The following is a 25,854-nucleotide window of genomic DNA, read 5'->3' on the forward strand; positions in this document are numbered from 1 at the left end:
CTTGCTTCTTTATTCTTTACAAACGCACATACTCGCGATAAAATGAATGATAGTCAGTCATTACAGGAGGTGTTCCTTATGCCAAAACAATCATCGGGCAAATATGAAAAAATTCTGCAGGCCGCCATTGAAGTCATTTCTGAAAAAGGTCTCGACAAGGCCTCTATTTCTGATATTGTCAAAAAGGCCGGCACTGCCCAAGGAACGTTCTATTTATATTTTTCATCTAAAAACGCCCTGATTCCGGCAATCGCAGAAAATCTTCTCACCCATACCCTGGATCAAATCAAAGGGAGACTGCATGGAGACGAAGGTTTTTGGACCGTTTTAGATATATTAATTGATGAGACATTTCTCATTACAGAACGCCATAAGGATATTATCGTCCTCTGTTACTCTGGGCTTGCGATCGACCACTCCATGGAAAAATGGGAGACGATCTATCAGCCTTATTATTCCTGGCTCGAAAAAATCATCCATAAGGCGATTAAAAACCATGAGGTGACTGAAGGAATCAATGCGAAATGGACAGCCAGAACGATTATCAACTTGGTCGAGAACACAGCTGAACGATTCTATATCGGATTTGAACAAGATGAAAATATTGAAGTGTTTAAAAAAGAAATCTTTACTTTCTTAAAACGAAGCTTAGGTACAGCTTAAAAAATGACTGGGTAACACCGCTCATTTTTTAATGCCTTAAAAATGACTGACGTTCATTCACAAAATAGAGAGGTGTTTCATATGAATTGGGTGCTTGTGTTTATTGCAGGTCTTTTAGAAGTTGTTTGGGCTTCCTCCCTTAAACATGCCGATTCGCTTATAGATTGGATAATCATTTTTATCTTGATCGCAATCAGCTTTATACTGTTAATCCGCTCTTATCAAAAAATCCCGATGGCCGCGGCATACACTGTATTTGTCGGAATCGGAACCGTCGGAACTTATATCACCGGAATTGTTTTGGGCGAATCCTTCTCAGCAGCGCAAATGTTCTTTTTAGTTATATTGCTGGCCGGTATTTTAGGAATGAAGCTATTTACGAAAGAAAGCACATCACAGCCGGGAGGTGGAAAATAATGGAATGGTTTTTATTAGTGGTTGCCGGCATTGAAGAAATTATAGCTGCGGTTGCCATGAAATATATAGACGGTACAAGAAAAAAATGGCCGATCATTGTGATGACTGTTGGTTTTGGCTTATCCTTTTACTGCCTTTCACAAGCGATGCTGGCCCTGCCTGCCGGCGTCGCTTATGCCGTCTGGACCGGCATTGGCAGTATTGGCGTTTCGGCGGTCGGCGTCATCTGGTTTAAGGAGCGGTTTCAGCTGCCACAGCTGATTTCCCTTTGCCTTATCCTCGCCGGGGTCATCGGCCTGCGTCTTACGGCTTAATCATAAGATAAGGGCATATACAGCTGTATATGCCCTTGCCGTTAAGCGTCTTGATGTTTTTGAAGATGAAGCGGCGGCGGGATGAGCCAGCCTTTGTTTTTTAGCAGCCTTAAGTATTTTGCGCCGGTTGCCGCTTTAGATATATGGAATTGTCCAAACATCATGGCAATATCCTCACGAATTGACTGTCCCATAATTTTGCTGCATGTCACAAGACCTGCAGCATTTTGCGCTGCCGCAGAGGCCGCTACATCCGGATCAAGAAACCGCGCACCCGGCGGAATATCTTTAAGATCTGCAGCCGGCGGTTCAGGAGAAGCCGGCGGGAGCGCCACACCGTTTTCTTTCAGGATCGCATTGACCTGTTTTATTTCATCTTGGCACTTCTCAATCGATTCACGAAGCAGCTTTTTCAGGTCGTCATCACCGACATGATGCAATAACATCTGGTAATTGCCGACCATTTTATTGCCCGCCATCACATAACTCCACAAGCTGAATACCTCACCGTAATGCATCGGTTCATCTTGCGGATTTCCGCTTAAAATACCCATGTTCATCCTCCTTACAGATTCAATATCGCACATCTCATAACGTGCCCGGCTGGAGGAAAATTTATGTTCCGATGAGAAAGATTTTTGAAACAAAACAAAAAAGACAAGATCGGCAATGCCAAACCCTTGTCTTTCCTGTTGTTCTATTGGACGCGCTCGGAGGGATTCGAACCCCCGACAGACGTGGTACCGGAAACCACCGCTCTATCCAACTGAGCTACGAGCGCATATTGACTGCGTTATAAGAACGTCAGCTCAACTAATTATACGATAATTCCATTCAAATAACAACCCTCTATTTCAAGAGCGGTTTTTTTAAAACAGACACATCATCTGATTTGGCAATCTGACATATGATGGTTTGAACCCCTGTATTTTTGGGGAAAATGGGAAAAAGAGACGACTTTGCATATCCAGCCAGCTTTTTGTTTGACCTTTATTGACCAAAAATGTATCATGTAACTACATACTTACCTAAAAGGTGAAGGAGGAGCATTATGAATTTAATACCTACAGTCATTGAACAAACGAACCGCGGGGAAAGAGCGTATGACATTTATTCTCGTCTATTAAAGGATCGTATCATCATGCTTGGATCTGCGATTGATGACAACGTTGCGAACTCCATCGTGTCACAGCTTTTATTCTTAGAAGCAGAAGACCCTGAAAAAGATATTTCTATTTACATCAACAGCCCGGGCGGCTCTATCACAGCCGGTATGGCGATCTATGATACCATGCAGTTTATTAAGCCGAAGGTATCTACAATTTGTATCGGTATGGCTGCATCAATGGGCGCGTTCCTGCTTGCTGCCGGCGAAAAAGGCAAACGCTATGCGCTTCCAAACAGTGAAGTCATGATTCACCAGCCTCTTGGCGGTGCGCAAGGTCAGGCGACAGAAATTGAAATTGCCGCGAAACGCATTCTCTTGCTTCGCGACAAATTAAACAAAGTCCTTGCTGAACGTACTGGCCAGCCGCTTGAAGTGATCGAACGCGACACAGACCGCGATAACTTCAAGTCTGCTGAAGAAGCGCTTGAATACGGCCTGATTGACAAAATCCTGACTCGCAACACAGAAGAACAAAAGTAATACTGCGTAACCTGCAAGAGCGATGTCTCTTGCAGGTTTTTTCATTTGAAGGAATTCATTCTCTAACGATTCTTAAAAACTTTTTATTTTATACTGCTCCCATTCCTCATTCAACAGCTCAAGCGTCAAATCACAAGTGTTTCTCACAACCAGATCAGCACCAAGCATTGACTGTTCATGACCGACTCCAACCGCAAACATCCCGGCAGATTTGATTGCGGAAATGCCTGCTTCAGCATCTTCTATTGCCGCACAATCAGCCGGGGAAACACCGAGCAGCGCTGCAGCTGTTAAAAAGATTTCGGGATCAGGTTTCCCGTTCGCGAGAGCTGTCGGGTCAACAATGGCATGAAAATCATCAATGATCTCCAAACGTTTTAAAATCTCTGGAGCATTGCGACTTGAAGACGCTAACCCGATTTTTATATTTTCGCCTTTTAACTCACAAAGAAGCCTGCCGATTCCCGGCAAAAGATCTTTCGGCATCAATTTGCTGATCAGCGTTTGATAATATTGATTTTTTTGATGCATAAGTTCTTGTTTCTCTGCATTTGTATACTTTGTTTCCGCACCGCCAAGGATAAGTATGCTTTCAAGTGACTCTTCTCTGCTGATTCCTTTTAGGCTTTCATTCACACCCTTGTCAAAGGGAATATCGATTTGTTCGGCAATGTGCTTCCAAGCGAGAAAATGATATTCAGCTGTATCTGTTATCACTCCGTCTAAATCAAAAATGACCGCTTTCATATGCTAATGCCCATCACAGCTTCATAAGGTTCGAGGCAAATGCTCTTCAAGTCAGCTCGCTCATGCGAATAGTTCGTAATAAGCACTTTCCAATGCTCATGAATCAAATCTGGAGGCACTTCGAACAGAGCCTTGTCTTCCGACATATTCACAACGACGAGAAGCTTTTCTCCTTGATATTCACGGAGGTACGAAAAGATTTGCCGATCATTCTCCTGCAGCAGCTGAAAATCTCCATATATCATGATCTTATATTGCTTTCGTAATTGAATGAGCTTTTGATAGTAATAGAAAATCGAATCTTTATCTTCTAAGGACTCTTCCACATTGATATCTTGATAGCGGGAATTTACCGCTATCCAAGGGTCTCCGGCTGTGAATCCCGCATGTTTTCCGGCATTCCATTGCATCGGTGTTCTCGCATGATCCCGTCCTTTTTTTGCCACAGCTTTTAAAAACTCTTTTTCTGACATCGTTTTGTTTTCGACGACTAGTTCACGATATGCATTTTTTATTTCAAGATCGTCATACATCTCCAGCGGCATATCACTGTTGACCATGCCGATTTCTTCTCCCTGGTAAATAAAAGGTGTTCCTTTCATCCCGTGGAGAACCGTTGCAAATGCTTTTGCACACTGCTTTCGCAGCTTGCCGTCATTGCCCCAGCGGGAAATAATTCTCGGCTGATCATGGTTTTCAAAATACAGGGTATTCCAGCCGACATTCATTAACGCGGACTGCCACATTGTCATCGTCTTTTTTAAAGCAACCACATCAAACGGCTTGATCTGCCATTTCCCATTTGGCGAGTTTTGTTCTGTATCAATATCCATATGTTCAAAGGTAAAGATCATATTCAGCTCTTGTCTGCTTGCATCTGTGTACTTTTTCGCCTCTTCAATATCAGAGCCGTTTGCCTCTCCGACCGTCATGCAGTCGTAATGAGAAAGCACTTCCCTGTTCATCTCTTGGATAAATTCATGAAGGCGGGGGCCATTCGAATGATAACGTCCGACGATATAGCTGCGGCTGTTATCTGTTTCGTAGTCCGGAAAATCGGTGTACTTGGAAATGGAGCCGATCACATCCATCCGCCAGCCGTCAACGCCTTTGTCCATCCAAAATCTCATCAAATCATATACTTCCCGGCGCACCGCTTCATTTTCCCAATTTAAATCAGGCTGCTTTTTCGAAAAGTAGTGCAAATAATACTGCCCTGTTCCTTCATCGAATGTCCACGCCGGGCCCGAGAAGATTGACCCCCAATTATTCGGCTCTGAGCCGTCCGGTTTAGGGTCTTTCCAAAAATAATAATCCCGGTAAGGATTGTCCTTTGACTTGCGGCTTTCAGCAAACCAGGCATGCTCATCTGACGTGTGGTTCACGACCAAATCCATGATGATTTTCATTCCGCGTTGATGCACTTCGTCAATTAACTGAAACATATCTTCATTTGTCCCAAATTTTTCGTACATGTTTCTATAGTCGCTGATGTCATAGCCGTTATCATCCTGCGGGGAATTAAACACCGGGGAGAGCCAGATCACATCCGCCCCGAGATTTTTGATGTAATCCAGCTTTTGAATCACGCCTTGCAAATCCCCGAATCCATCTCCATTGGAATCATAAAAACTGCGCGGGTAAATTTGATAAACGACTGCTTCTTTCCACCATTCACTCATCAGGCGTTCTCCTTTCACATCGTCCGTTTAGGACAACCGGTTCATCATAAACTTTCATGTGCAGCGGCTCGCCTTTTACAAGCTCAAAGATGGCGCCCATTTCGTCAACCGTAACATTGATTAATCTGTTTCGATAATTAATTTTGAATGAATATCCGTCCCATTCTTTCGGCAAAAACGGAGCAAATGACAGCGTCTCATTCGTAATACGCATGCCTGCAAAGCCTTGAACGATCGCGAGCCAGCTTCCCGTCATTGATGTAATGTGCAGGCCTTCTTCCGTGTCATGATTGTAATTGTCAAGATCAAGCCTTGCTGTACGCTTATATAATTCAAGCGCTTTCTTTTCCATCTTGAGCTCGGCTGCGAGAACCGCATGGACAGAGGGCGACAGGCTTGATTCATGAACAGTCATCGGTTCATAAAATTCAAAGTTTCGCCGTTTTTCTTCCATTGTAAAACGGTCATGAAAAAGATAAATGCCTTGAAGAACATCTGCTTGCTTAATAAAATTGGAGCGGAGAATTTTGTCCCATGACCAATTCTGATAAAGAGGCCGCTCAGCTGGATCTAATTCATCCGCTGATTGCAGGTCTTTGTCCAAGAATGTGTCATGCTGAATGAAAATTTGCAGGTCTTCACTATACGGATAGTACATGTGCTGGATGATATTTCTCCAGGCCTTGAGTTCTTCTTCCTGCACATCGAGCAGGCGGCGTTTTTCCGCTGAAATACTTTCGAGATTTTCTAATGTATACTCCAACGTCCAAGCCGCAATGACATTTGTATACCAATTGTTGTTGACATTGTTTTCGTATTCATTCGGCCCTGTGACGCCGTGGATCATATATTTGTTTTTTCGTTTCGAGAAGTGAACGCGGTCAGCCCAAAACCTGCTGACTTCCACGAGAACCTCTATCCCGTATTCTTTCATATAGTCACGGTCGCCTGTATATTGGACATAATTGCAGATCGCATAGCAAATCGCGCCATTGCGGTGGATTTCTTCAAAGGTGATCTCCCATTCGTTGTGGCATTCATCACCTGTGAACGTCACCATCGGGTAAAGTGCCCCCTTCATCCCCAGTTTGGCGGCATTCCGTTTAGCTGCCTCCAAATGATGATAGCGATACAAAAGCAGGTTTTTCGTCACCTCCGGCTCGGCTGTCGCCAAATACATCGGCACAGCATATGCCTCAGTATCCCAATAGGCGGCACCTCCGTATTTTTCGCCAGTAAATCCTTTCGGCCCGATATTCAAACGGGCATCGCCCCCATAATATGTCGAGAATAACTGAAAGATATTGTAGCGGATCCCCTGCTGAAGTTCCTCATCCCCTTTAATCTCTATGTCCGCTTTTGCCCATCTTTCCTTCCATTGCTCAGTGTGACTCCGTTTAGCTTCTTCATATCCGTTCTCAAGAACACCCGCCAAAAGCTCCTTGGCTTTCGATAAAAGCTCTGCCTCCCGAACATCACGGGAAGTCGTGACAATAATAAACTTTTTCAAAGAAGCCTTCGTTTGGTAACTGTAGCGATTCTCGACATACATTCCAGCTGTTTGAGAGCTTTCACTGACAAAGCCCTCTGTCACGTTTGCCATTGCAGCTGAAACAGTAAAGCGCGGTGTTCCAAATGGATTTTCGATCGTTTTGGCGACTAAATGGCCGCGGTGAGGATCAGCACCTTTCGCTTCTTCCTGCCAAAACTGTTCTTGGTAGTTAGAATCTTCATTTGCGACATTTCCGTCCAGGTAAGGAACAAGCGTAATGACAGCATCTTCTGTCAGGCACTCCGCTTCATAGTGAATCGCACACAGCTCTTTTACGGCAAGGCTAAGAAATCGCTCCGACCTGATTCTGACGGTTTTATCCTGAATGCGGACAACAGCGCTTCGCCGCAGAATCCCCTCTTTCATGTTGAGTTCTAACTCAAATGATTCGATTTGGTTCTGATAGAGATCGACTTTTTCACCGTCTACATATACACCTATGCCAATAAAGTTCATCGCATTGATCACTTTTCCGAAATATTCCGGATACCCGTTTTTCCACCAGCCTACCCGCGTTTTGTCAGGAAACCACACGCCTGCAATATATGTACCTTGGTGGCTGTCGCCTGAATAGCCCTCTTCAAAATTCCCTCTGACTCCCATATAGCCGTTAGCAAGAGAAGTCAGGCTTTCCTGCAGCCGTGTATGTTCCTTTTGAAATGTATTTGTTTTGATTTTCCATTCATCAATCTCAAATAACCGCTGATTTATCATAATTTCCTCCCGAATGTAAGTTTCCATTATAACGGCGGGTTTTGGCCAAATATCTAAATGCAAAAGAGATCATCAAAGTGACGCCACACGAATGGATCATCAATACAGTGATCAAGTCAAAATGAACCATACCGATAGCAGCTGCCGCGCATGCCGGCAGTGCCGAGGCGCAAATCGCCGTAGATGCTGCTTCCTTGAATGACGCAATAGAGATCATGTTTGATCGTTTTGTGATCCAGATGCCACCCGCAATAACAGCCGTTAAAAAAAGCTGGATCATAAAGATTACCGCATATGCCAGCATCATGATCATCGGCTTATACTGTGCCAACCACAATTTGTCGATCAAAACCTCTACATCATGGACGTTCGGTTCCTTAAGCTCAGCCTCCAATTTCCCATAGCCAACAGAAAACCCCGTTCCGTTTTGATCGGTGATCACCAGTTGATCAGATTGAAATACGATAGCGTTATCATATCCAGTTACTTTCAACCGCCCATTTTCACCGCTTGTCTGATATTCATGCTTCATATCGACAGCCATCAAATTCTGCTCATCTTCCATTCGATCAGAGCTCTTCCCGCCCGTCAGTTTTCCGTTTCTGATTTTAAAGCCTTGTAATTGATCAGCAAATGTATCATTAACCTTTTGAAAAGCTGATGGCATGAAAGATGTAACACTGAAGCGATCCATTTTCATAAACGAAACCGTCAACGGCGCCATCAGGGAGGCCGTCAAAAACATAAAGAGAAAGGAGAGCTGCAGCCAGCTGAATGTATTCCCGTAACGGCAAACACCAGATGGGGATGCAGCCGCTTTCAGGCAGCGGATAATAAAGCTTTCATTTTGCAGATTCTTCATCGAATTACCCCTTTGTTCCGCCGGCTGTCAGCCCGGACACAAAGTTCTTTTGGAGAATAAAGAACAAGACGCATATCGGCAGTGCAGCCAATATAGCTCCGGCCGCAAACAGGGCGACTTTTTGCTGCTGCGGATTTGAAATGAAGGACTGCAATCCTACAGCGATGGTCAGCCTTTCCGGTGAACGAAGCAAAAACTTTGCCAGCAAATAGTCGCCGAACGGAGCCATAAACGCCCAAAGCGCTTGTACCGCAAGCATCGGCTTAACAAGCGGCAGAACAATGGAAGCGAAAATCCTCAGATGTCCCGCCCCGTCAATTCGCGCAGCTTCATCAATTTCTCTCGGCACAGTATCAAAATAACCTTTCATCAGCCACGTGTTCATCGGAATTCCGCCGCCGATATAGATCGCTGTCAAAAACCAGTATTGATCAAGTGCGCCTATCAGCATTGCCAGAACGTAAAAAGCAGTCAGCGCTGCCATCGTCGGCACCATTTGAATGATTAAAAAGAATACCAGGCTCTTTTTTCGGCCTGCAAACCGATAGCGGCTGTACGTATACCCGGCAAGCGTCACAATCATAACCTGCAATACCATGACCGATAGCGCAATGACAAGTGTATTGCCGTACCAATGAAGATAAAGTGTCTCATCAAATAGCCGCTTAAAATGATCCAAAGTCCAAGAACCCGAAAAATCAAGCTGAAAAGCCGTTGCATTTCCGACACGGAAAGCGGATGATGCCGTAATCAGCAACGGATATATAATGACAATACTTAACAGCGTCAAAAATAAATAGGTACAGATTCTATTAAGCATTCTGGCAGTTCTCACATTCACCTACATAACCTCCTCATTGCCAAAAGCATTCGATTTTTTAAAAGCAATCAGGGAAATTCCAATGACAATGAAAGAAATTAACAGTGTAACAGCTGCGGCAACGGAATATTGCGGTGATGTGCCTGTTGTCAGTTTATAAATCCACGAAATTAAGATATCTGTCGACCCGGCCCCAGCTCCTGCGCTGCCTGGTCCTCCCTCATTAAATAAATAGATGATCGTGAAATTATTGAAATTAAACGTATACTGAGTAATCATTACGGGTGCTGTCGCAAATAAAATCATTGGAAATGTAATATGCCGAAAACGCTGAATAAAAGTAGCCCCGTCAATCTTTGCCGCTTCATACAGTTCACCTGGAATGGCCTGAAGCACTCCCGTTACCATGACATAAATATATGGAAATCCGAGCCAAGTCTGAATCATAATGAGGGCTGTCTTTGTCCAGAAAGGATCGGTCTTCCACGCGATCGCCGGCAGCTCTACGAACGGCAGGTGATTTAATAATGGAATCACCTGTGCATTCATCGCCCCTATGCTGTCGTTAAACATGTTGGAAAAACTCATGATTGTAATAAAAGCCGGAACAGCCCATGGAAATAAGAAAATCATTCGAAATATCCGCTTGCCCTTTATAAAATCCTGATTGACGAAAAGTGCCGTCACGATACCCAAAATGATTTGCAGCGTTGTTGCACAGATTGTCCAGATAATTGTCCAGCCCAGTACATTCATAAATGTTTCACGATAGGAGCCAAGGAAAAAAATATTCAAGAAATTTTTAAAACCGACCCAGTCAATCAGACTATTAGGCGGAATATGATAAAAATCATAGTTTGTTAATGCAACAAACAGAGTCACCAAAACCGGAAAAATAATCACAAACACCATCATGATATATGCCGGCAGTGTAAATAAATATGGAAACCCTTTATCACCCGCATGACAGATCATATCCTTGGCCGTTGTATTGACCTCCAAACCCGCCGCTTTCATAGCGGCGGTCTTACGCGAATCATGAATATTAAAGATATAGAACATGAGGAAAATCAGCGTCACGATCAATTGCAGCGTGCCTTCAATCAGCATAAACAGTGAGTGGTCTTCACCGGGAACACTTCCCAAGGTCATCAATCCGGTTAGCGCTTGAATGCCGAAAACGCTTAATTCAAGAGCAAACAAACCCGTGATGACAAGAAACAAGATCCCCTTTGAAAACTGCTGATTCGCAATCTGCCCAACTCCTGGAATGATCGATAAAAGCCCTGCCTTTCGTTTTTGCTTTGCAAGTGTGTGGTGTGTATTCATTTTTTCGCCCTCTATTCTTCCGGACGCCCGCCGTTTTATTTCACATACTTTTCTTTGATATTGTCCTTTATGACATTTACAGCATCATTCGCTGATGTTTGCGCCGCTTTTTTTCCTGAAACCGCATCAAAAATCAAACTTTCCGCTCCCGTCCATACTTCAGCCATTTCCGGAATATTCGGAGTCGGTGTCGCTGTTTCATATTGTTTAATCACAGCTGACGTCAGCTCATTTTTTTGCTCATCCGCTTTCTTCCTTGCAGCTGTATTGGCCGGAACTTCGTTTGTATCCTCATAAAAAGCGTAAGCATTGGCATCATTTGTAGCATACTCAAGCCATTTTTCAGCCAGTTCGGGTTCTTTTGTATATTTTGAAGCAACCCAGCCCTTGCCGCCGGCAAAAGGAGCATATTCTTCTCCATTTGGCAATGTCGGAATAGGAGCCGCTCCGTAGTTCAATTTAGCCTCTTTATAGTTGGCAGCTGACCAAGGTCCGCCGATGATCGCACCCGCTTTGCCGTCTAAAAACATCTGCTGAATAAAATCGTCAGCGCTTGAATTGTCTTGCATGCCTTTTGGCCAATAGGTTTTAAACCATTTCTCCGCATATTTCACCGCTTCTACAGCCCCTTTATTGTTCAGGCCGATGTCTCCAGAATCTGTTCCGTTTTTTCCAAATACATATCCGCCGTAACCGGCCAACAAACCGTACGACATATAAAAGTCAGTCCATTTCGCTAAAAAGCCGGTTGATTTTCCTTTTTCCGAAGCAAACGCAAATCGGGAATCCTCTGTTAATTTTTCAAGATCTTTAAATGTTTTTGGTGCTGTTTGTAAGAGATCTTTGTTGTAATACAAAACAAGTGTTTCAATGACTAGCGGCATACCATACACCTTGCCGTCAACCGTTACCTGCTGCATTTCTTTATCGCCAAAACTATTTGTATTAGATGGCTTAATTTCAAGTAAATGTCCTTGCTGGCCCAAACCGCCGATCCGGTCGTACGCTGCAAGCATAACATCAGGTGCATTACCTGCCGGGCCATCAAGAGGAAGCGCTTCCAATTGCTCGAACATTTGCTTTTCAACAATTTTTATTGTGACATCATTCTCTTTTTCGAACTTTGCTTTTATGCTTTCAATGGATTCTTTATAGGTTTCTTCGACAGACACAGTCAGTACTTTTTTGCCATCAGAGCTTGCCGGATCTTTTGAATTTGAACAGGCGGCGAGACCGAATGTTAGGACTGATGCCGCCAATAAAGCGAACCCCTTTTTAAAAAGGATCATCTCTTTTCCCCCTTCTATTTATGAATCTATAACAATTGTATGGGTCTATAGAAAGCGGTTACAACATCTTTTGATTTGTTACCGATAACAGAATTTAAACAGGGGCGGCAGCACCCAAAATAAAAAATTCTCCCGGCTGAACGGCAATCACATCGCTATGATGGAGCGGCTGCTCTGTCCATACATCGTAGATTTTCTTATTCCTTTCAATATTCAAATCCCGTAAACTGACAAGTTGAGCCGCATCCCCCTGATTAAAGAAATAAATCAGTGTTTTTTCATCAAGAGTCCGTGAAAAACTAATAAAGTTGTTTTGGTCATCCAGCAGATTCCACTCAAGATTTCCCTCAGTCAATAAAGTGTTTTCCTGTTTGCGTAAAGCAATTAACCGTTTCATAAATAGAAGCATTTCTTGATTTTGCTTTTCTTTTTCCCAAACCATACATTTCCGGCATAAAGGATCATTTTCGCCGTCCAGCCCGATTTCTGTTCCGTAATAGATGCATGGTGAACCTGTCTGGGCAAACATAAAGGCCAGCAAAGCGCGTGCTTTTTTCTCGTCATTGCGGCATCTGGTCAAAAGGCGTTTTGTATCATGGCTGTCCAGTAAATTAAACATCACCTCATTGACCTGCTTCATCCCATTCATCAAATGTGCATTTACACGGTGGGCCATACGCGAGGCTGGAATCGCCCGGTCAGCAAAATATTCAATCATAGGCTCTGTAAAAGGATAATTCATCACCGCATGAAATTCATCTCCTCTAAGCCAAGGTTCGGCAGAATGCCAGATCTCTCCTAAAATATAAAGGTCAGGCTTTTCAGCTGATACGGCTTGCCTAAATGTCTTCCAAAAAGCGTGATCCACTTCATTGGCCACATCCAAACGCCAGCCGTCAATGTCAAATTCGCGAATCCAGTACAAAGCAATATCAAGCAAATATCTCTGTACTTCGGGATTAGCCGTATTTAGCTTCGGCATATCAGGTGTAAACGCAAACCTATCATAATTGCCTTCTTTGACAGGAAAAGAGTGAATATGGAACCAATCTTTATAGCGGGATTGAGCTCCGTTTTTCACAACATCCTGCCACTGCGGAGAAGCGCTGCCTATATGATTAAAAACAGCATCAAGCATAATTCTCATCCCCCGCTGATGAAGCTGGCTGACCAATGTGCGAAAAAGCTCCGGATCTCCAAAATGCGGATCAATGGAATAGTAGTCCAGCGTGTCGTATTTATGATTAGAAGGCGCGGAAAAGATCGGAGTTACATAAATTCCGTTCACCCCTAAATCCTCTAAATAATCAAGCTTGTCAACAATTCCTTGCAAATCTCCTCCAAAAAAATCATTGACGTCCGGATCCTTGCTCCCCCACGGCAATACATTCTCCGGCGATAAGTCTTCTCTTCCATTAGCAAAACGCTCCGGAAAAATTTGATACCAAACCGTTGATTTGACCCACTCAGGCGCTTGGAATGTATCGGCCTCGTGAACAAATGGAAGTTTAAAATAATAATGGATCGTCTCCAGCGTTTTTTCGTTATAAGGGCATACACCTGAACTTCCGAAAAAGATGTCTTCCTGATGGTCTGTTACAACAAACGCATATTGCAAACGCCTAAATGGCGGCACCACTTCAGCAAACCAATAATCATGCATTTCTGTTGCGGCAATTTTCCTCATCGGCAGCTCGTTTGCCGACCACCTGCCGTCATTGTACTCATAGGGATCACCCCAAATGAATCGAATGTGGTCTGCATCACCTTTTTTCGTCCGAATCTTGATATGCACTGTCCGCCCGTCATAAGAATAAGCATCAGAACTGAACGGCTGATGATGAATCGCTGCATATTCCATCATGTCTCCCCCTTTGATTTCCGTTTTATATAGGCCGGCTCTTAGTTTGAAAGTATCATGATGAAATAGCAGGAACAATCCTTTTTACCTTGTTACCGATAACAGAATAAGGCTCTTACAGAGTTGATTCGCGTACAATTAACTCCGGCTCAAAAAATAGATTTCCTTGGGCAGCACCGTCTTCATTCATTTTTTTCAAAAGCATCCTCGCACAGGCTTCCCCCATTTCAACAACAGGCTGTCTGACCGTAGTCAGCCGAGGCGAGGAGATACGATCAAGAAAAACGCCGTCATTCCCGGTCACCGCAACGTCTTCCGGAATTCGTTTCCCAAGCGATTGCACTGCACGAATGACGCCGAGCGCGATTCGATCGGATGCACAGACAAATGCGGCCTGATTGTCCAGGGATTTCAGCACTTCTTTTGCAAGGCATTCACTTTTTTTAGAACTGTTGTCGATCCGGAAAATATTCGTTTTTCTAAAGCTTTCATTCATCGCCCGAATATACCCCTGTTCTCTGGAACGTTCAAAAGGCTCATCTAAATCAATGCCAAAAAAGACAACTTCCCGCTCCCCCAGTCCTATAACGTGGCGGGTTGCCATAAAAGTGCCTTTCTCGTTATTCACATCAATAAAGTCATAGCCCATTTCATTTTCCCCAAATACGACCAGCGGCTTTTCAAAGGCTTTGATCACACCTTCAAAATCGGTCTTTCTCAAGCCGGTAGCAATAATGCCGTCGCATTGGCCAATATTGAGAGAGTTTCTTGTCACAAGCTGCAGAGCATAATGATTGCGATCCAGCTCCCGGCTGATTCCGGTCAGCAGGTTCATGTAATATGGTTCTGTCGTATCCATTTCCTCAAGAATCAACAGTTTGACAACCTGTGTTCTGTTTTGCACAAGCGCTCTTGCCGCATAATTAGGGATGTAATTCAGCTCTTTCATTGCAGAATGAACAAGCTTTTTCAATTCATCTGTCACCGTCTCAGGATGATTAATCACTCGTGATACCGTCATTTTCGAAACATTTGCCTTTTTTGCCACATCTGACAATGTTGCCATTTTCATCCCCTCCTTACCTGTGCTTATTATCCAAACTAGTGAAAAAGTCCTTTATTACAACTGAATATACGATGCAGCAAAAAGAAATTTAAAAAAGAGATTTCCTTTAGGAAATCTCACATTGTCAAAAAACTCGATTATTAGTTGATCCTCCACCTGGATTACTGCCCCGGAATATAGTGAATCAACGGCCGTTGACCGAATACGATAGGCGGCTCACTCACTAACTCTCCTTCCCTGAAGAAGGCTCTTTTTTAGATCTCCGTCCACTTTTTCTCTAAAATCGGATAAGAGTAATTCTGCATTTGCTCAATTAACTCATCAGGGCGTGAAGAACTGTGGATCAGCTTAAGGTGTGAATCGTTAGAAAACCCTTCCTGAATGCTGTATTTGATCATTTTCATCATCGGTTCAAAATATCCGTTCACATTGTACAGTCCGATCGGCTTTTGGTGGATGCCGATCTGCGCCCAGCAAAGCACTTCAAATAATTCTTCATATGTACCGAAGCCGCCCGGCATAGCGATAAAACCATCTGCCAGCTCGCTCATTTTGGCCTTTCGTTCATGCATACCGTTTACTTCAATCAGCTCAGTCAGATTTTGATGGACAACCTCCCCGCTGAACAAACCGCTCGGCATGACCCCGATTGCAGTTCCGCCGTTTTCCATAATCGCGTCAGCAATCGCGCCCATCAAGCCTACGCGGGAGCCCCCATAGACAAGGCCGATTCCCTGTTCAGCCATGTACACGCCAAGCTCTGCCGCTTTTCTTTTATACGCTTCATTTCCCCCCGGGTTTGACCCCGCAAATACACAAATTGTTTTCATCTTGTCATCTCCGCATCTATATATCGTGTTAAATATTCAAAAAACACACTATATATTGTCCCACCTTCATGTGATAATATCAATATGAAATACATAAAGAATGCAGGAGTGATGATGTTGCAGCTGGCTGATGCAGAAAAATGGATGAAGGAGTTTTACGAAAAAAGAGGCTGGACAGAATACGGACCGTTTATTCGAGTCGGCTTTTTAATGGAGGAAGCCGGAGAACTGGCCCGGGCTGTCAGGGCATATGAGATCGGCAGAGACCGGCCGGATGAGAAGGAATCGACACGAGCTGAGCAAAAACAAGAATTGATTGAAGAAATGGGAGATGTCATCGGAAATATCGCCATTCTTGCTGATATGTACGGTGTCTCCTTAGAAGACGTGATGAAGGCCCACCAAGAAAAACTGACAAAACGATTTGAGCATGCATAAAAAAAGCGGCCGCATTGGCCGCTTTTTTTAACCTGTGATTTCATCATGGTGATCAAAGAAATGCTGCTTCCCTATTTTGTGAAATAGGCCTGTTTTATGCAGCAGCTCCTTCGGCTGCGATTGCAGTCCTACAATCATCAGCTTTCCGTTGTGGCGTTTAATTCTGTTCATAACGTTCCCAAGCACTGCTTCAGCCGACGTATCCATGTAGTGCACCTTATTCATGAGCAGGATAAGGGTCTTCGGCTTTTTCTGTACATGCTCCAGCAGTGAAGATTCAAGCGAATCAATTGATCCGAAAAACAGCGGCCCTTCTATCGCATACATGCTGACAGATGGATCTTCTCTCTTTGCCGCCTTCGCCAGAACAGGGTGCGATTCCTGATTGTGGATGCGGGTCGCTTCGCTCATTCTTCTGATGAAGAAGACAAATGCGAGCAGCAAGCCGGTTGCCACACCGACGATTAGATCAAACAGAACCGTAAGAACAAAGGTCGCCGCCAAAATAAAGGAATCAGCGTTTTTCAGTCTCAGCATGTTTGCGACTTCCTTCCGCTCACTCATATTCCATGCGACAACCATGAGAATCGGCGCCATACTGGCAAGCGGCACATGTGCCGCATAAGGCGCGAATACGAGCAGGACAAGAAGAACGACTACACCGTGAACGACCCCGGAAACAGGTGAAACCGCTCCGTTTTTAATATTGGTTGCCGTTCTGGCGATCGCTCCTGTTGCCGGAATTCCGCCGAACAGCGGCGCAGCCATATTCGCAATCCCCTGACCGACAAGCTCTTTGTTGCTGTCATGCTTTGAGCCCTTCATGTTATCAGCGACCATTGCGGACAAAATCGACTCAAGGCCGCCAAGAAGCGCGATGACAAGCGCTGCCGGAAACAGCATGACCATTTTATCCAATGTAAGCTCCGGGAACTGAAATTCCGGCAAATGGCGGGGAATTTCTCCATATGTTGACCCGATCGTTGCCATGCGGTCAGGGAAAAATACAACCGCGACCAGTGTGGAAATCAGAAGAGCCAATAAAGCGCCCGGTACTTTAGGCATCACTTTGGCGGATACAAGCAAAATGACGAGCCCGATCACTGCTGTCAAAATGGCATACATATTAAAGGTGCCGAGCTTCTGTGCAATTTCAAACATGTTGTGATGAAAATTCTCGTGTTTTTCAACATTTCTCAAACCGAGAAAATTAGCGATTTGCTCCGTGAAGATGAGCACGGCAATTCCGGCTGTAAAACCGACGATAACGGGCTTCGGCACGAATTTCATAATTTTTCCGAGCTTAAACAGCCCGAACAGCACCAGCATCACTCCTGCCATAAACCCTGCAATCAGCAGGTTCTCCAAGCCGTACTGCATCACAATGCCGAATAGAATCGGGACAAAGGCGCCTGTCGGACCGCCAATTTGATATTTGGATCCCCCAAACAAGGAAATACAAATCCCTGCCACAACAACAGTGTACAGCCCGTATTCAGGCTCGACTCCCGAGGCAATGGCAAATGCCATCCCTAAAGGAATTGCCACGACACCTACTACGATACCTGCAATCAGGTCTTTCTGAAATTTCTGCAAATTGTATCCCTTGAATCTCCCTGAGAATCGCATATTTTGTTATAACCTCCCTTATAAATGTGTGTTTATGAGCTCAGTTTCATAACCGTTAATGACGACATCAAGTTTTCCTGTTTCAGGATGAATGACAAGCCCGTGAACCGGAACCTTTTTCGGCAGCAACGGATGGTTCTTGATCATGTTCACACTGTGGGAAACGCTTTCTTCTACGCTGTGAAAACCGGTCAGCCATGATTTCAAATCAAGTCCGGCGCTCGACAGCAAATTCAGGCAGCTTTCTTCCACCCCGCGTTCCTTCGCTTTCTCGAGAATCGAAGACGCATTCAGTCCTGACATCCCGCATTCATGGTGGCCGACAATGCACACCTCTTCAGCCTGCAATTCATAAATCGCAACCAGTATGCTTCGCATCACGCTTCCAAATGGGTGAGAAACGATGGCTCCCGCGTTTTTTACAATTTTAGCATCACCGTTTTTAAGTCCCATTGCTTGCGGAAGAAGTTCTGTGAGCCTTGTATCCATACAGGTGACAATGACGAGCTTTTTTGAAGGAAATTTTGTCGTTTTGTACGGTTCATACTTCTTCTCTCTGACAAACCGCTGATTGTGTTCCAAAATTGATGTTAAAGAAACCATTTGATTCATCTCCCATCCATATGATTTTGCAAGCCTTCTTACCCAGCTTACAGTAAGGAATTATAGCATAGGAATACGCCGCGAAAAGGCTTTCAAAAAAAGACACTATAATTGGACTGTAGAATCAAAACATAAAAATTTATATCTTTCAAAGATAATAAAATTTATATTTAATGAATCCTATAATCTGGATGCAGCTCGCATATTGATGATTTGTCTGACAAAAAATATAGGTGAATTCAGATAATTAAAAAACTTTTTTAAGCGATTTTAGCTGCTCGTTCAATTTTTATATCCATTTTAAGTTCAAAAGAACCAGAAATTCAAATGAACGTAGCTATATTTTTAACATCTATTTATTTCCGATATAATGAAAGAGACAACAGCCATAAAGGGGGAGCCTTGTTGAAACCATTTGTATTTATCACAAAACCGATTCCTGAAGAGATTCAAGCATTCATCGGTGAACATTGCCGTTATGAAATATGGCAGGAGGATACGCTTCCGAATGACGTGCTTTTTGAAAAATTAAAAGATGCTGAAGGGCTTTTAACTTCAGGAACATCCGGACCGTCAATCAATCGTGAACTGCTTGAACATGCGCCTAAGCTCAAAGTGGTCAGCAATCAATCCGTTGGGTATGATAACTTCGACATAGAAGCCATGAAAGAAAGAGGTGTCGTCGGCACTCATACACCTTATACACTGGATGACACAGTTGCTGATCTGGCCTTTTCTCTGATTCTATCTTCCGCCAGACGTGTTGCCGAACTGGACCGTTTCGTCAGAGCCGGAAAATGGGGAACCGTTGAAGAGGAAGCGCTTTTCGGCATTGATGTTCATCATCAGACGTTAGGCATTATCGGCATGGGCAGAATCGGCGAACAAGCAGCAAGACGCGCCAAATTCGGCTTCGATATGGACGTGCTTTATCATAACCGCCATCGCAAACAAGAAATTGAAGACAGCATCGGCGTCAAGTACGCTGAGCTTGATACATTGCTCGAACAATCTGATTTTATTCTGCTCATCACACCGCTGACTGATGAAACGTATCACATGATAGGGGAACGCGAATTTAAGAAGATGAAGGATTCAGCAATTTTCGTCAATATTTCCCGGGGAAAGACGGTTGATGAAAAAGCACTGATTCGCGCCCTTCAGGAAGGCTGGATTAGGGGAGCCGGCTTAGACGTGTACGAGGAAGAACCTGTCGCAAAAGACAACCCCCTTTTGAAGCTAGATAATGTGACTTTACTGCCGCATATCGGCTCAGCAACAGCGAAAGTACGCTTCAATATGTGTAAACAGGCTGCCGAAAACATGGTCTCGGCCATCCAAGGGAATACACCGAAAAATCTGACAAGAGAATTTCAATAAATCAAAAATCCGGTCTGATCCAGACCGGATTTCATATTACATATGCTGGAGAACAGCGCGCTTATAAATATGACGAGTCACGATATAATAAACAGCCTGGAACACAAAATAAATGAAGATGACAATCACGGCCTCAAGAAATAAGTTGGAATTCAGCATGTTGCTTAACGCCGCATACGCAAAACCGGCGTGAATGGTGCCCGCGATAAATGGGATGAAGAACAAAAATCCAATTTGTTTTCCGAGGATGGAGTGAATCTCTTTGTCCGTAATCCCCATTCTCTTTAATGCTAATACTTGCACTCTCGTATCTTCTATTTCAGTAAACATCCGCAAATACAGCATACTTCCTTGCACGATAAAAAACAGCACGCTGACAAACAGACCGATAAACAGCATTAATGCGACTCCCTGCTTCACAATTTGATAACTGGGTGCACGCGTTTGAAAATCAGATGTATGTTCTTTCGGCACCATGTTTTCAAGCTTTTCAGAGACATCCACCTCCTCCTGCCAATGCTCAAGCTCATAACCTACCACTCTCATCTGTTCCTTCAGCGGCACATCATGTGTCAGGCTGTCAAAGCTCTTTTCACTGACAACCAATAAACGGCTGACTCCCTCGACTGACATCAATATCCCTTTGTTCTGCTGCTTTTTCATGACGTAGGAAAGTGTTTTTCCTGACTTCATATGAAATGCTGCTGTTTCCCCTTCTCCAAATGTATCTTTCACCATCATTTGAAAAGGAACATTGATAAACGCTTCATTTTCTTGTAAATGAATAACAGGGAAACCTTTTTCCTTTGCGACTTGATTATAGATTTTCTCTGAAATCAGCAAGGCCTCCGCTTCCGCTTTCCTGTTCCCATATGGCGAGTCTGATTGAAAAGTGACAGGAATTCCTGTGGCATTTACCTTATACTTGATGTCAGCATCAGCTTTTTTCAATGTATTCTCAGCCGTCTCAGGCTTCATGACCTGAAAGCTGGAAGCGTCTTTTTCTACCCAGGCAACAGATTGGGGAATGCTTTGCTCCTCTTGTCTTTCTAAATCAGCATAAAACATATAGATAACACCTGTAGCGGTTAAAATGACCGCCGTAATGACAGAGGTTAAAAACAGCATTCGGGCATGATCCTTTAGCCGGAAGATCATGTTGGAACGGACAATGATATTCGTTCCTTTATAAAAGCTGTGTTTCTTTCTGTACAGCATGCGGAAAAACGCCACACTGCTTTGTGTAAAAAAGAAATACGTCCCGATTAACACTAAAATTAAAATCGGAAAGACACGAAATACCATATCAATCGCATTCGCTGTGGCAGACAAATAATAACCGCCAGCCAGACAAAGCAAGGACAGCACAGTGAGCCACTTTGAATAAGCCGGCAAGCTTTTCGGCTTTCGGGCCGATTTAATTAGCTCAATGATTTCCAGCTTGCGAATCCGGCCCAGCGATAAAATGAGCAGCGTCTGAAACAGGATGAGAAAGCCCGCAACAGTCATCACAAACGCTTTCGGCACAATGGCAAACGAAATCGGCACTTTCACGCTGAGCATCCATGTCATAATCATAAAAAACAGTTTTGAAAATAACAGCCCTGCTCCAATGCCGGCCGCAATCGCCGCAAGAGAAATGAGGGACTGCTCATAATAAATCATTTTGCGAAGCTGCTGCTTTGATGTTCCGAACAGCGTCAGCAGCCCAAACTCTTTCTTTCTCGCCTGCAAAAACGCTGAATTCGAATATGAGATGAAAAATACACAAAACACAATGATAACGACAAGAGCTGCGCTCAAGCACGTTTTGACAAGGCTTCCGCCATATATATTGTCTTCATTGACATCAGGGTGAAAAATAAAAGATGTGAAGACAAAAAACACCGAAACGGCAAACACACAGCTTAAAAAGTAGGCGACATATCTTTGCAGATTTCCAAGAATGTTTTTACGGGCGATGGTTCTCAAATTCATGAAAATCGCCTCCCAACACACTCAAGGTATCCAATATACTTTGATAAAACACCTGCCGGTTTGTCCCTCTATGAATTTCTGAAAAGAAACGGCCGTCTTTAATAAACACAATCCGTTTACAGAAGCTTGCCGCTGTGGCATCATGCGTGACCAATAAAATGGTCGCTTCCTTTTCTTCATTCAGCTGAGCCAGCGTGTTCATTACTTGTTTAGCCGATTTTGAATCAAGGTTTCCTGTCGGTTCATCGGCAAGAATGAGCGCCGGATTGTGAATAATCGCTCTGGCACAGGCCGCTCGCTGCTGCTGTCCGCCCGACACCTCGTATGTCCGGTGGTCGAGAATATGCTTGATTTGCAGCGTATCAGCCAATTCTTCCAAGCGGGCTTCCATTTCTCTCAGCTTTACCTTGTCCAATGCGAGCGGCAGCAGAATATTTTCCCGAATCGTCAGCGTATCAAGCAGATTAAAATCCTGAAAGACGAAGCCGAGTTCTCTTCTGCGAAACAGAGCCAGGTCTTGATCCTTTAACGTTTTCGGCTGAATGCCGTTGATCATCATCTCGCCCTGAGTCGGCTTATCAATGGTGGCCAGCAAATTCAGGAGCGTGGTTTTTCCGCTTCCCGACGGCCCCATAATCCCGACAAATTCTCCTTTCGCCACACTGAGATCAAAGTCGCTGAGCGCTTGGTATGATATCGTTTCTTTATTTGAATAGTACGTTTTTGACAGGTTCGTTGTTTGTAACACGTTCATGTTCTGCTCCTCCTTTTTCTTTATTATAAAAAGGAAGTCAGCAGCCTCCCATCGAACTTTCTTTCAAATCTGCTCTCCAACCTTACAATGCTGTCACATTCACTAGGGTGTCACTTGAAAACACGATGGTCATCACAGTGCCAGCCCCTTCTTTTGATTCCGCATAAAGCTTATGGCCAAGCCGGCTGCACACCTGTTTTGCTAAATAAAGACCCATTCCCGTTGCCTCTGTCATGCTTCGCCCGTTTTCCCCGGTAAAAAACGCGTCAAAAATCCGCGGCAGATCCTGCGGCGGTATGCCGATTCCTTCATCAGCAACCGACAGGCGCGTCTCATGTCCCTCTGTTTCAATCCGGATTGTAATATGGTCGCCTACACCTTGCTTTGAATATTTCAAGGCGTTGAAAAGAAGCTGCTCAACCACAAAGGAAAGCCACTTTTGATCACTGGAAATCTGAACGGCGTTTGACGGCACATGTAGCTTTGGAAAAAGGCGCCGTTTGATAAACTGCCGTTTTTCCTGATTAATAAGTGAACGGACCAGCTCGGTCAAATCAAAGGTTTGCGGTCTTACATCAAACGCAAATTCCTCCAGCCGTGCCGTTTGCAGCATCATATCAAGACCATGGCGAAATCTCTCATTTTCATCCTCCAGCTCCTCTAAAAACGTCGGAAAAGAAGAAGCGGTTCCGTTTTTTCCTTCCTGAATCATTAAGGAAATAACAGATACCGGTGTTTTCATATGGTGGACCCATTGATTGGTGAAGGTATAATGCTGTTTTTGCTGATTCATATATTGTAAGAGCCTGCCTTCGTATTGCTGCCCGAGTGCGTTGATCATTTTCGTCCAAAGAGCTTGCTCTCGTGTTCTTGGCTTTCGGGCTTTCAAAGACGGTCCAATGTCATTCGAAGAAGAGGCTTGTTCTGCAAGCTTTTTAATATATGTGAGAAAGGAAAATTGCCGGATGTAATCAGCAGCAAAACCGGCAGCTAAAAGAGCACCGGGCAAAATCCATATGTACATCATATTTTCGGCGGGAGGTTCTGCGCCGCTCTCTATGATGCTTAAATACGCAATCAACATGGCGGTCCCTATCCCTAATAATGAAAATAGAATAATGGCTAAGCGGTCGATGAGATAAGTCTTTAACACTCCGGTTCATCCTTCCGATTGACTTGAAATTGATAGCCTTGTCCTCTTATCGTTGAAATGCAATCTTTCAGTCCGGCATTCTCCAGTTTTCTCCGCAGCCGATTGACATTGACCGTTAACGTATTATCATCAACAAAATCAATGTCATCCCATAATGCCTCCAATAGTTCATCACGGGAGACGATTTTTTTATGCTCCCTCACAAAAATCGATAGGAGCTGAAATTCTTTTTGTGAAAACAAAATGCGGGTGCTGTTCCACTCTGCCTCGTTCTGATCCGGATAAATCGTGAGCCCGCAAAGCTCCACTATTCTTGATTCCTGTGACAAAGAGGGCGAGTATTCACCATATGTGCGACGCAGGACGCTTTTGATTTTGGCCATCACTACCTCTAAATGGAATGGCTTCGTGATATAATCATCGCCGCCATTTTCAATCGCCATCACCTGATTCAGCTCATCAGTCCGTGCTGATATAAAGATAATCGGCGCATTGGAAATGGTACGGATTTGCCTGCACCAATAAAACCCGTCAAAAAAAGGCAGGTTGATATCAAGCAGCACAAGATCCGGCTTCATTTCTGCAAATTCCAATTTTATATCATTCAGCTGTTCAGCAATTTTCACTTCATATCCGTATTTTTGAAGATGACCGCCCAGCAAAGAAGCAATCCGGTCATCATCTTCCACAAGCAAAATCCGATACACGTTTATCCCCCTTATATTCTGCACGATGATTTTTCTAGAAGATTCCAAAATTCATTATAGCATGTGGCGGGATAGTAAATTGTTTTTTCTATTCGTTATGGTAGAATGGAAAAAGGAAAAAATTTCTTGATAAGCAGGTGCCATTATGAAGAAAATCATGCTACTTGTAACCATTACGTCAACTCTTTCAGCATGCCAGCCGAACTATACCGGGGAATACATAGAAATTGGAGATTCACTGACTGAATACGAAAAAGAGTGCTTTAAAGAGAATCACATTCCTTATCAATATGAAAAAGGGAAACTGTATATCCCGGAAGATGCATTTGATGTAGTAATCAATACTTGTTCATAAGAAAAAGCTTGCAGTATGTCTGCAAGCTTTTCACATTACAAAAAATAAGTATTTAATTTCTCTCCAAACTCTGAAGGGCCGATGTCACGTTTTTGACCCTCACCGCCGTTTTTATGAATCGTAAAATGGCGGTCTGACATGACCATCCGTCCGTTCGGCGTCAGCTTTGAGGCGAGCAGTGATTTGTTAAACGGAGATTTTTCATGAGAGTGAATCATGTCCTTCATGTCATCTAAATCACCGGCATCACTCTCTTCAAGGGTAAAGGCGTAACCGATTTGCCAGCCTTCCCCTTTGTCCATCAACAGGACATGGCTGCCCTTTTCTGTCTCTTCTTCTTTGATTCGGAATGACCCGACAGGTGATTGTACCGTTTCTCCAGAAAGCGGTATCGGCTGGAGCGCCAGGTTGATGCCAAATCCAATATCAACGATATAATCGCCTTTTTCCGCAGACAGCAATACAGCAGCATGCGTTCCTTCTAGTGCCCATTCTTCTTGTTGTCCTGCATAAACCGTTCCCCGAATGAGCTTCACATGAAATCCGGCCTCACGCAAGACAAAATAAAGAAAACCATTTAAATCATAGCACAGGCCGCCGTGCTGTTCTTTGACCAGGCGGCGCCATAGCTCTTCTTTTGTTATGTTGTAATTCTCTTTTGCGAGTACGGCACGGTTTTCAAATGGAAAACGGTATGCCATTGATTTGAGAAAAAGGGGGAGATCAACGAAGCTGACATGGTCTTTCTCCCAGCCGATTTTCTGAAAGCAGTCTTTTAGAAAGTCATTCATCTTTATCACCTAAACTTCTTCTTGAACATAAGCAGCCAGCTTTTCCAGCGCCTCCTGTTCGTCTTCTCCCTGGGCGATCAAGGTAACCTCAGTGCCTGTGCTGACCGCAAGGCTCATCAGCCCCATGATGCTTTTTGCGTTTACTTTTTTCCCATCCTTCTCAAGAAACACATCTGACGTAAACCGGTTTGCTTCTTGTACAAACAAAGCAGCAGGACGCGCCTGCAGTCCTGTCTTTAATCGAACTTCCACTTTCTGTTGAACCATAAGATC

The 25,854-nt window shown here is 44.0% G+C and carries 26 protein-coding genes and 1 tRNA gene; 7 read left to right on the top strand and 20 right to left on the bottom strand.

Translation table 11 applies throughout. The features are described 5' to 3' along the window. Nucleotides 1-78: 78 nt before the first annotated feature. The 3 genes from BSI_RS20190 (at nucleotide 79) to BSI_RS20180 (ending at nucleotide 1,394) form a co-directional block, all read left to right on the top strand. A complete protein-coding gene (locus BSI_RS20190) occupies nucleotides 79-663 on the top strand; it encodes a TetR/AcrR family transcriptional regulator (protein WP_003235319.1) in 585 nt (194 codons plus the stop codon). A gap of 81 nt (nucleotides 664-744) precedes the next feature. Further along, a complete protein-coding gene (locus BSI_RS20185; protein WP_003235321.1) occupies nucleotides 745-1,080 on the top strand; it encodes a DMT family transporter in 336 nt (111 codons plus the stop codon). Further along, nucleotides 1,080-1,394, top strand: a complete 315-nt coding sequence (locus tag BSI_RS20180; RefSeq protein WP_003235324.1) for a DMT family transporter — start codon at nucleotides 1,080-1,082, stop codon at nucleotides 1,392-1,394. The genes BSI_RS20185 and BSI_RS20180 overlap by 1 nt, the downstream gene beginning before the upstream one ends. Nucleotides 1,395-1,435: 41 nt before the next feature. On the opposite strand, the gene BSI_RS20175 is transcribed toward BSI_RS20180, so the two are convergent. After that, on the bottom strand, nucleotides 1,436-1,948 hold the full coding sequence (locus BSI_RS20175) for a DUF3231 family protein (protein ID WP_003235326.1): 513 nt from the start codon (nucleotides 1,946-1,948) through the stop codon (nucleotides 1,436-1,438). A 151-nt stretch (nucleotides 1,949-2,099) separates the two neighbouring features. Continuing rightward, nucleotides 2,100-2,175, bottom strand: a tRNA-Arg gene (locus BSI_RS20170). Nucleotides 2,176-2,445: 270 nt separating this feature from the next. On the opposite strand from BSI_RS20170, the gene clpP reads away from it, so the two are divergent. Continuing rightward, nucleotides 2,446-3,042, top strand: coding sequence for an ATP-dependent Clp endopeptidase proteolytic subunit ClpP (gene clpP / locus BSI_RS20165; protein ID WP_003219849.1), 597 nt, complete (start codon nucleotides 2,446-2,448; stop codon nucleotides 3,040-3,042). A gap of 72 nt (nucleotides 3,043-3,114) precedes the next feature. On the opposite strand, the gene pgmB is transcribed toward clpP, so the two are convergent. The 10 genes from pgmB to BSI_RS20115 form a co-directional block, all read right to left on the bottom strand. After that, entirely contained in the window at nucleotides 3,115-3,789 is a 675-nt protein-coding gene (pgmB, locus tag BSI_RS20160) for a beta-phosphoglucomutase (protein ID WP_003235328.1), read from the bottom strand. Next, nucleotides 3,786-5,471: a glycoside hydrolase family 13 protein gene (locus tag BSI_RS20155; RefSeq protein WP_003235331.1), complete on the bottom strand. Its 1,686-nt coding sequence runs from the start codon at nucleotides 5,469-5,471 to the stop codon at nucleotides 3,786-3,788. The genes pgmB and BSI_RS20155 overlap by 4 nt, the downstream gene beginning before the upstream one ends. Continuing rightward, nucleotides 5,464-7,737, bottom strand: a complete 2,274-nt coding sequence (gene mdxK, locus BSI_RS20150; RefSeq protein WP_003235333.1) for a maltose phosphorylase MdxK — start codon at nucleotides 7,735-7,737, stop codon at nucleotides 5,464-5,466. The genes BSI_RS20155 and mdxK overlap by 8 nt, the downstream gene beginning before the upstream one ends. Beyond that, nucleotides 7,715-8,599, bottom strand: coding sequence for a DUF1189 domain-containing protein (locus BSI_RS20145; RefSeq protein ID WP_003235335.1), 885 nt, complete (start codon nucleotides 8,597-8,599; stop codon nucleotides 7,715-7,717). The genes mdxK and BSI_RS20145 overlap by 23 nt, the downstream gene beginning before the upstream one ends. Before the next feature lie 4 nt (nucleotides 8,600-8,603). Next, a complete protein-coding gene (gene mdxG / locus BSI_RS20140; RefSeq protein WP_003235337.1) occupies nucleotides 8,604-9,440 on the bottom strand; it encodes a maltodextrin ABC transporter permease MdxG in 837 nt (278 codons plus the stop codon). Further along, a complete protein-coding gene (mdxF, locus tag BSI_RS20135) occupies nucleotides 9,441-10,748 on the bottom strand; it encodes a maltodextrin ABC transporter permease MdxF (RefSeq protein ID WP_003235340.1) in 1,308 nt (435 codons plus the stop codon). It lies immediately after the preceding gene. A gap of 35 nt (nucleotides 10,749-10,783) precedes the next feature. Further along, nucleotides 10,784-12,037, bottom strand: coding sequence for a maltodextrin ABC transporter substrate-binding protein MdxE (mdxE, locus tag BSI_RS20130; RefSeq protein WP_003235342.1), 1,254 nt, complete (start codon nucleotides 12,035-12,037; stop codon nucleotides 10,784-10,786). Nucleotides 12,038-12,131: 94 nt separating this feature from the next. Further along, the gene (mdxD, locus tag BSI_RS20125) at nucleotides 12,132-13,901 is read right to left on the bottom strand and encodes a maltogenic alpha-amylase (protein ID WP_032731646.1); all 1,770 of its coding nucleotides are present in this window, start codon (nucleotides 13,899-13,901) and stop codon (nucleotides 12,132-12,134) included. Nucleotides 13,902-14,013: 112 nt separating this feature from the next. Then, nucleotides 14,014-14,964, bottom strand: a complete 951-nt coding sequence (locus BSI_RS20120) for a LacI family DNA-binding transcriptional regulator (RefSeq protein ID WP_003235345.1) — start codon at nucleotides 14,962-14,964, stop codon at nucleotides 14,014-14,016. 254 nt (nucleotides 14,965-15,218) lie between these two features. After that, nucleotides 15,219-15,794 (bottom strand): LOG family protein, encoded by a 576-nt coding sequence (locus BSI_RS20115; protein ID WP_003235346.1) that lies wholly within the window; start codon nucleotides 15,792-15,794, stop codon nucleotides 15,219-15,221. 117 nt (nucleotides 15,795-15,911) lie between these two features. Between BSI_RS20115 and BSI_RS20110 the strand changes: the two genes are divergently transcribed. Further along, the gene (locus BSI_RS20110; protein WP_003219846.1) at nucleotides 15,912-16,232 is read left to right on the top strand and encodes a MazG nucleotide pyrophosphohydrolase domain-containing protein; all 321 of its coding nucleotides are present in this window, start codon (nucleotides 15,912-15,914) and stop codon (nucleotides 16,230-16,232) included. A gap of 27 nt (nucleotides 16,233-16,259) precedes the next feature. Here BSI_RS20110 and BSI_RS20105 read toward each other — a convergent pair whose 3' ends face one another. Both BSI_RS20105 and BSI_RS20100 read right to left on the bottom strand, forming a co-directional pair. Continuing rightward, the gene (locus tag BSI_RS20105; protein WP_003235349.1) at nucleotides 16,260-17,861 is read right to left on the bottom strand and encodes a SulP family inorganic anion transporter; all 1,602 of its coding nucleotides are present in this window, start codon (nucleotides 17,859-17,861) and stop codon (nucleotides 16,260-16,262) included. Between the two features lie 18 nt (nucleotides 17,862-17,879). Continuing rightward, nucleotides 17,880-18,473, bottom strand: a complete 594-nt coding sequence (locus BSI_RS20100; protein ID WP_080010878.1) for a beta-class carbonic anhydrase — start codon at nucleotides 18,471-18,473, stop codon at nucleotides 17,880-17,882. A gap of 393 nt (nucleotides 18,474-18,866) precedes the next feature. Between BSI_RS20100 and BSI_RS20095 the strand changes: the two genes are divergently transcribed. Further along, nucleotides 18,867-19,844: a 2-hydroxyacid dehydrogenase gene (locus tag BSI_RS20095; RefSeq protein WP_080030782.1), complete on the top strand. Its 978-nt coding sequence runs from the start codon at nucleotides 18,867-18,869 to the stop codon at nucleotides 19,842-19,844. Nucleotides 19,845-19,880: 36 nt separating this feature from the next. Here BSI_RS20095 and psdB read toward each other — a convergent pair whose 3' ends face one another. The 4 genes from psdB to psdR form a co-directional block, all read right to left on the bottom strand. Further along, nucleotides 19,881-21,821 carry a lantibiotic ABC transporter permease PsdB gene (psdB, locus tag BSI_RS20090; RefSeq protein WP_003235354.1) on the bottom strand — a complete coding sequence of 647 codons (1,941 nt, stop codon included), beginning with the start codon at nucleotides 21,819-21,821 and terminating at the stop codon, nucleotides 19,881-19,883. Beyond that, a complete protein-coding gene (psdA, locus tag BSI_RS20085; RefSeq protein ID WP_003235356.1) occupies nucleotides 21,796-22,575 on the bottom strand; it encodes a lantibiotic ABC transporter ATP-binding protein PsdA in 780 nt (259 codons plus the stop codon). Before psdA ends, psdB begins: the two co-directional genes overlap by 26 nt. Before the next feature lie 82 nt (nucleotides 22,576-22,657). After that, a complete protein-coding gene (gene psdS / locus BSI_RS20080) occupies nucleotides 22,658-23,728 on the bottom strand; it encodes a two-component sensor histidine kinase PsdS (protein WP_003235358.1) in 1,071 nt (356 codons plus the stop codon). Beyond that, nucleotides 23,722-24,435, bottom strand: a complete 714-nt coding sequence (psdR, locus tag BSI_RS20075) for a two-component system response regulator PsdR (RefSeq protein WP_003235360.1) — start codon at nucleotides 24,433-24,435, stop codon at nucleotides 23,722-23,724. Before psdR ends, psdS begins: the two co-directional genes overlap by 7 nt. 145 nt (nucleotides 24,436-24,580) lie before the next feature. Here psdR and BSI_RS20070 point away from each other — a divergent pair, with 145 nt between their 5' ends. Further along, nucleotides 24,581-24,790 (top strand): hypothetical protein, encoded by a 210-nt coding sequence (locus tag BSI_RS20070; protein WP_003235362.1) that lies wholly within the window; start codon nucleotides 24,581-24,583, stop codon nucleotides 24,788-24,790. Between the two features lie 35 nt (nucleotides 24,791-24,825). Here BSI_RS20070 and BSI_RS20065 read toward each other — a convergent pair whose 3' ends face one another. Together BSI_RS20065 and BSI_RS20060 are read right to left on the bottom strand one after the other, a co-directional pair. Further along, the gene (locus tag BSI_RS20065; protein ID WP_080030773.1) at nucleotides 24,826-25,590 is read right to left on the bottom strand and encodes an arylamine N-acetyltransferase family protein; all 765 of its coding nucleotides are present in this window, start codon (nucleotides 25,588-25,590) and stop codon (nucleotides 24,826-24,828) included. Next, nucleotides 25,591-25,848: an HPr family phosphocarrier protein gene (locus BSI_RS20060; RefSeq protein WP_003219835.1), complete on the bottom strand. Its 258-nt coding sequence runs from the start codon at nucleotides 25,846-25,848 to the stop codon at nucleotides 25,591-25,593. It abuts the gene before it with no gap. Between the last annotated feature and the right edge of the window lie 6 nt (nucleotides 25,849-25,854).

Source organism: Bacillus inaquosorum KCTC 13429, assembly GCF_000332645.1.
In the GTDB taxonomy this organism is placed as follows: Bacteria; Bacillota; Bacilli; order Bacillales; family Bacillaceae; genus Bacillus; species Bacillus inaquosorum.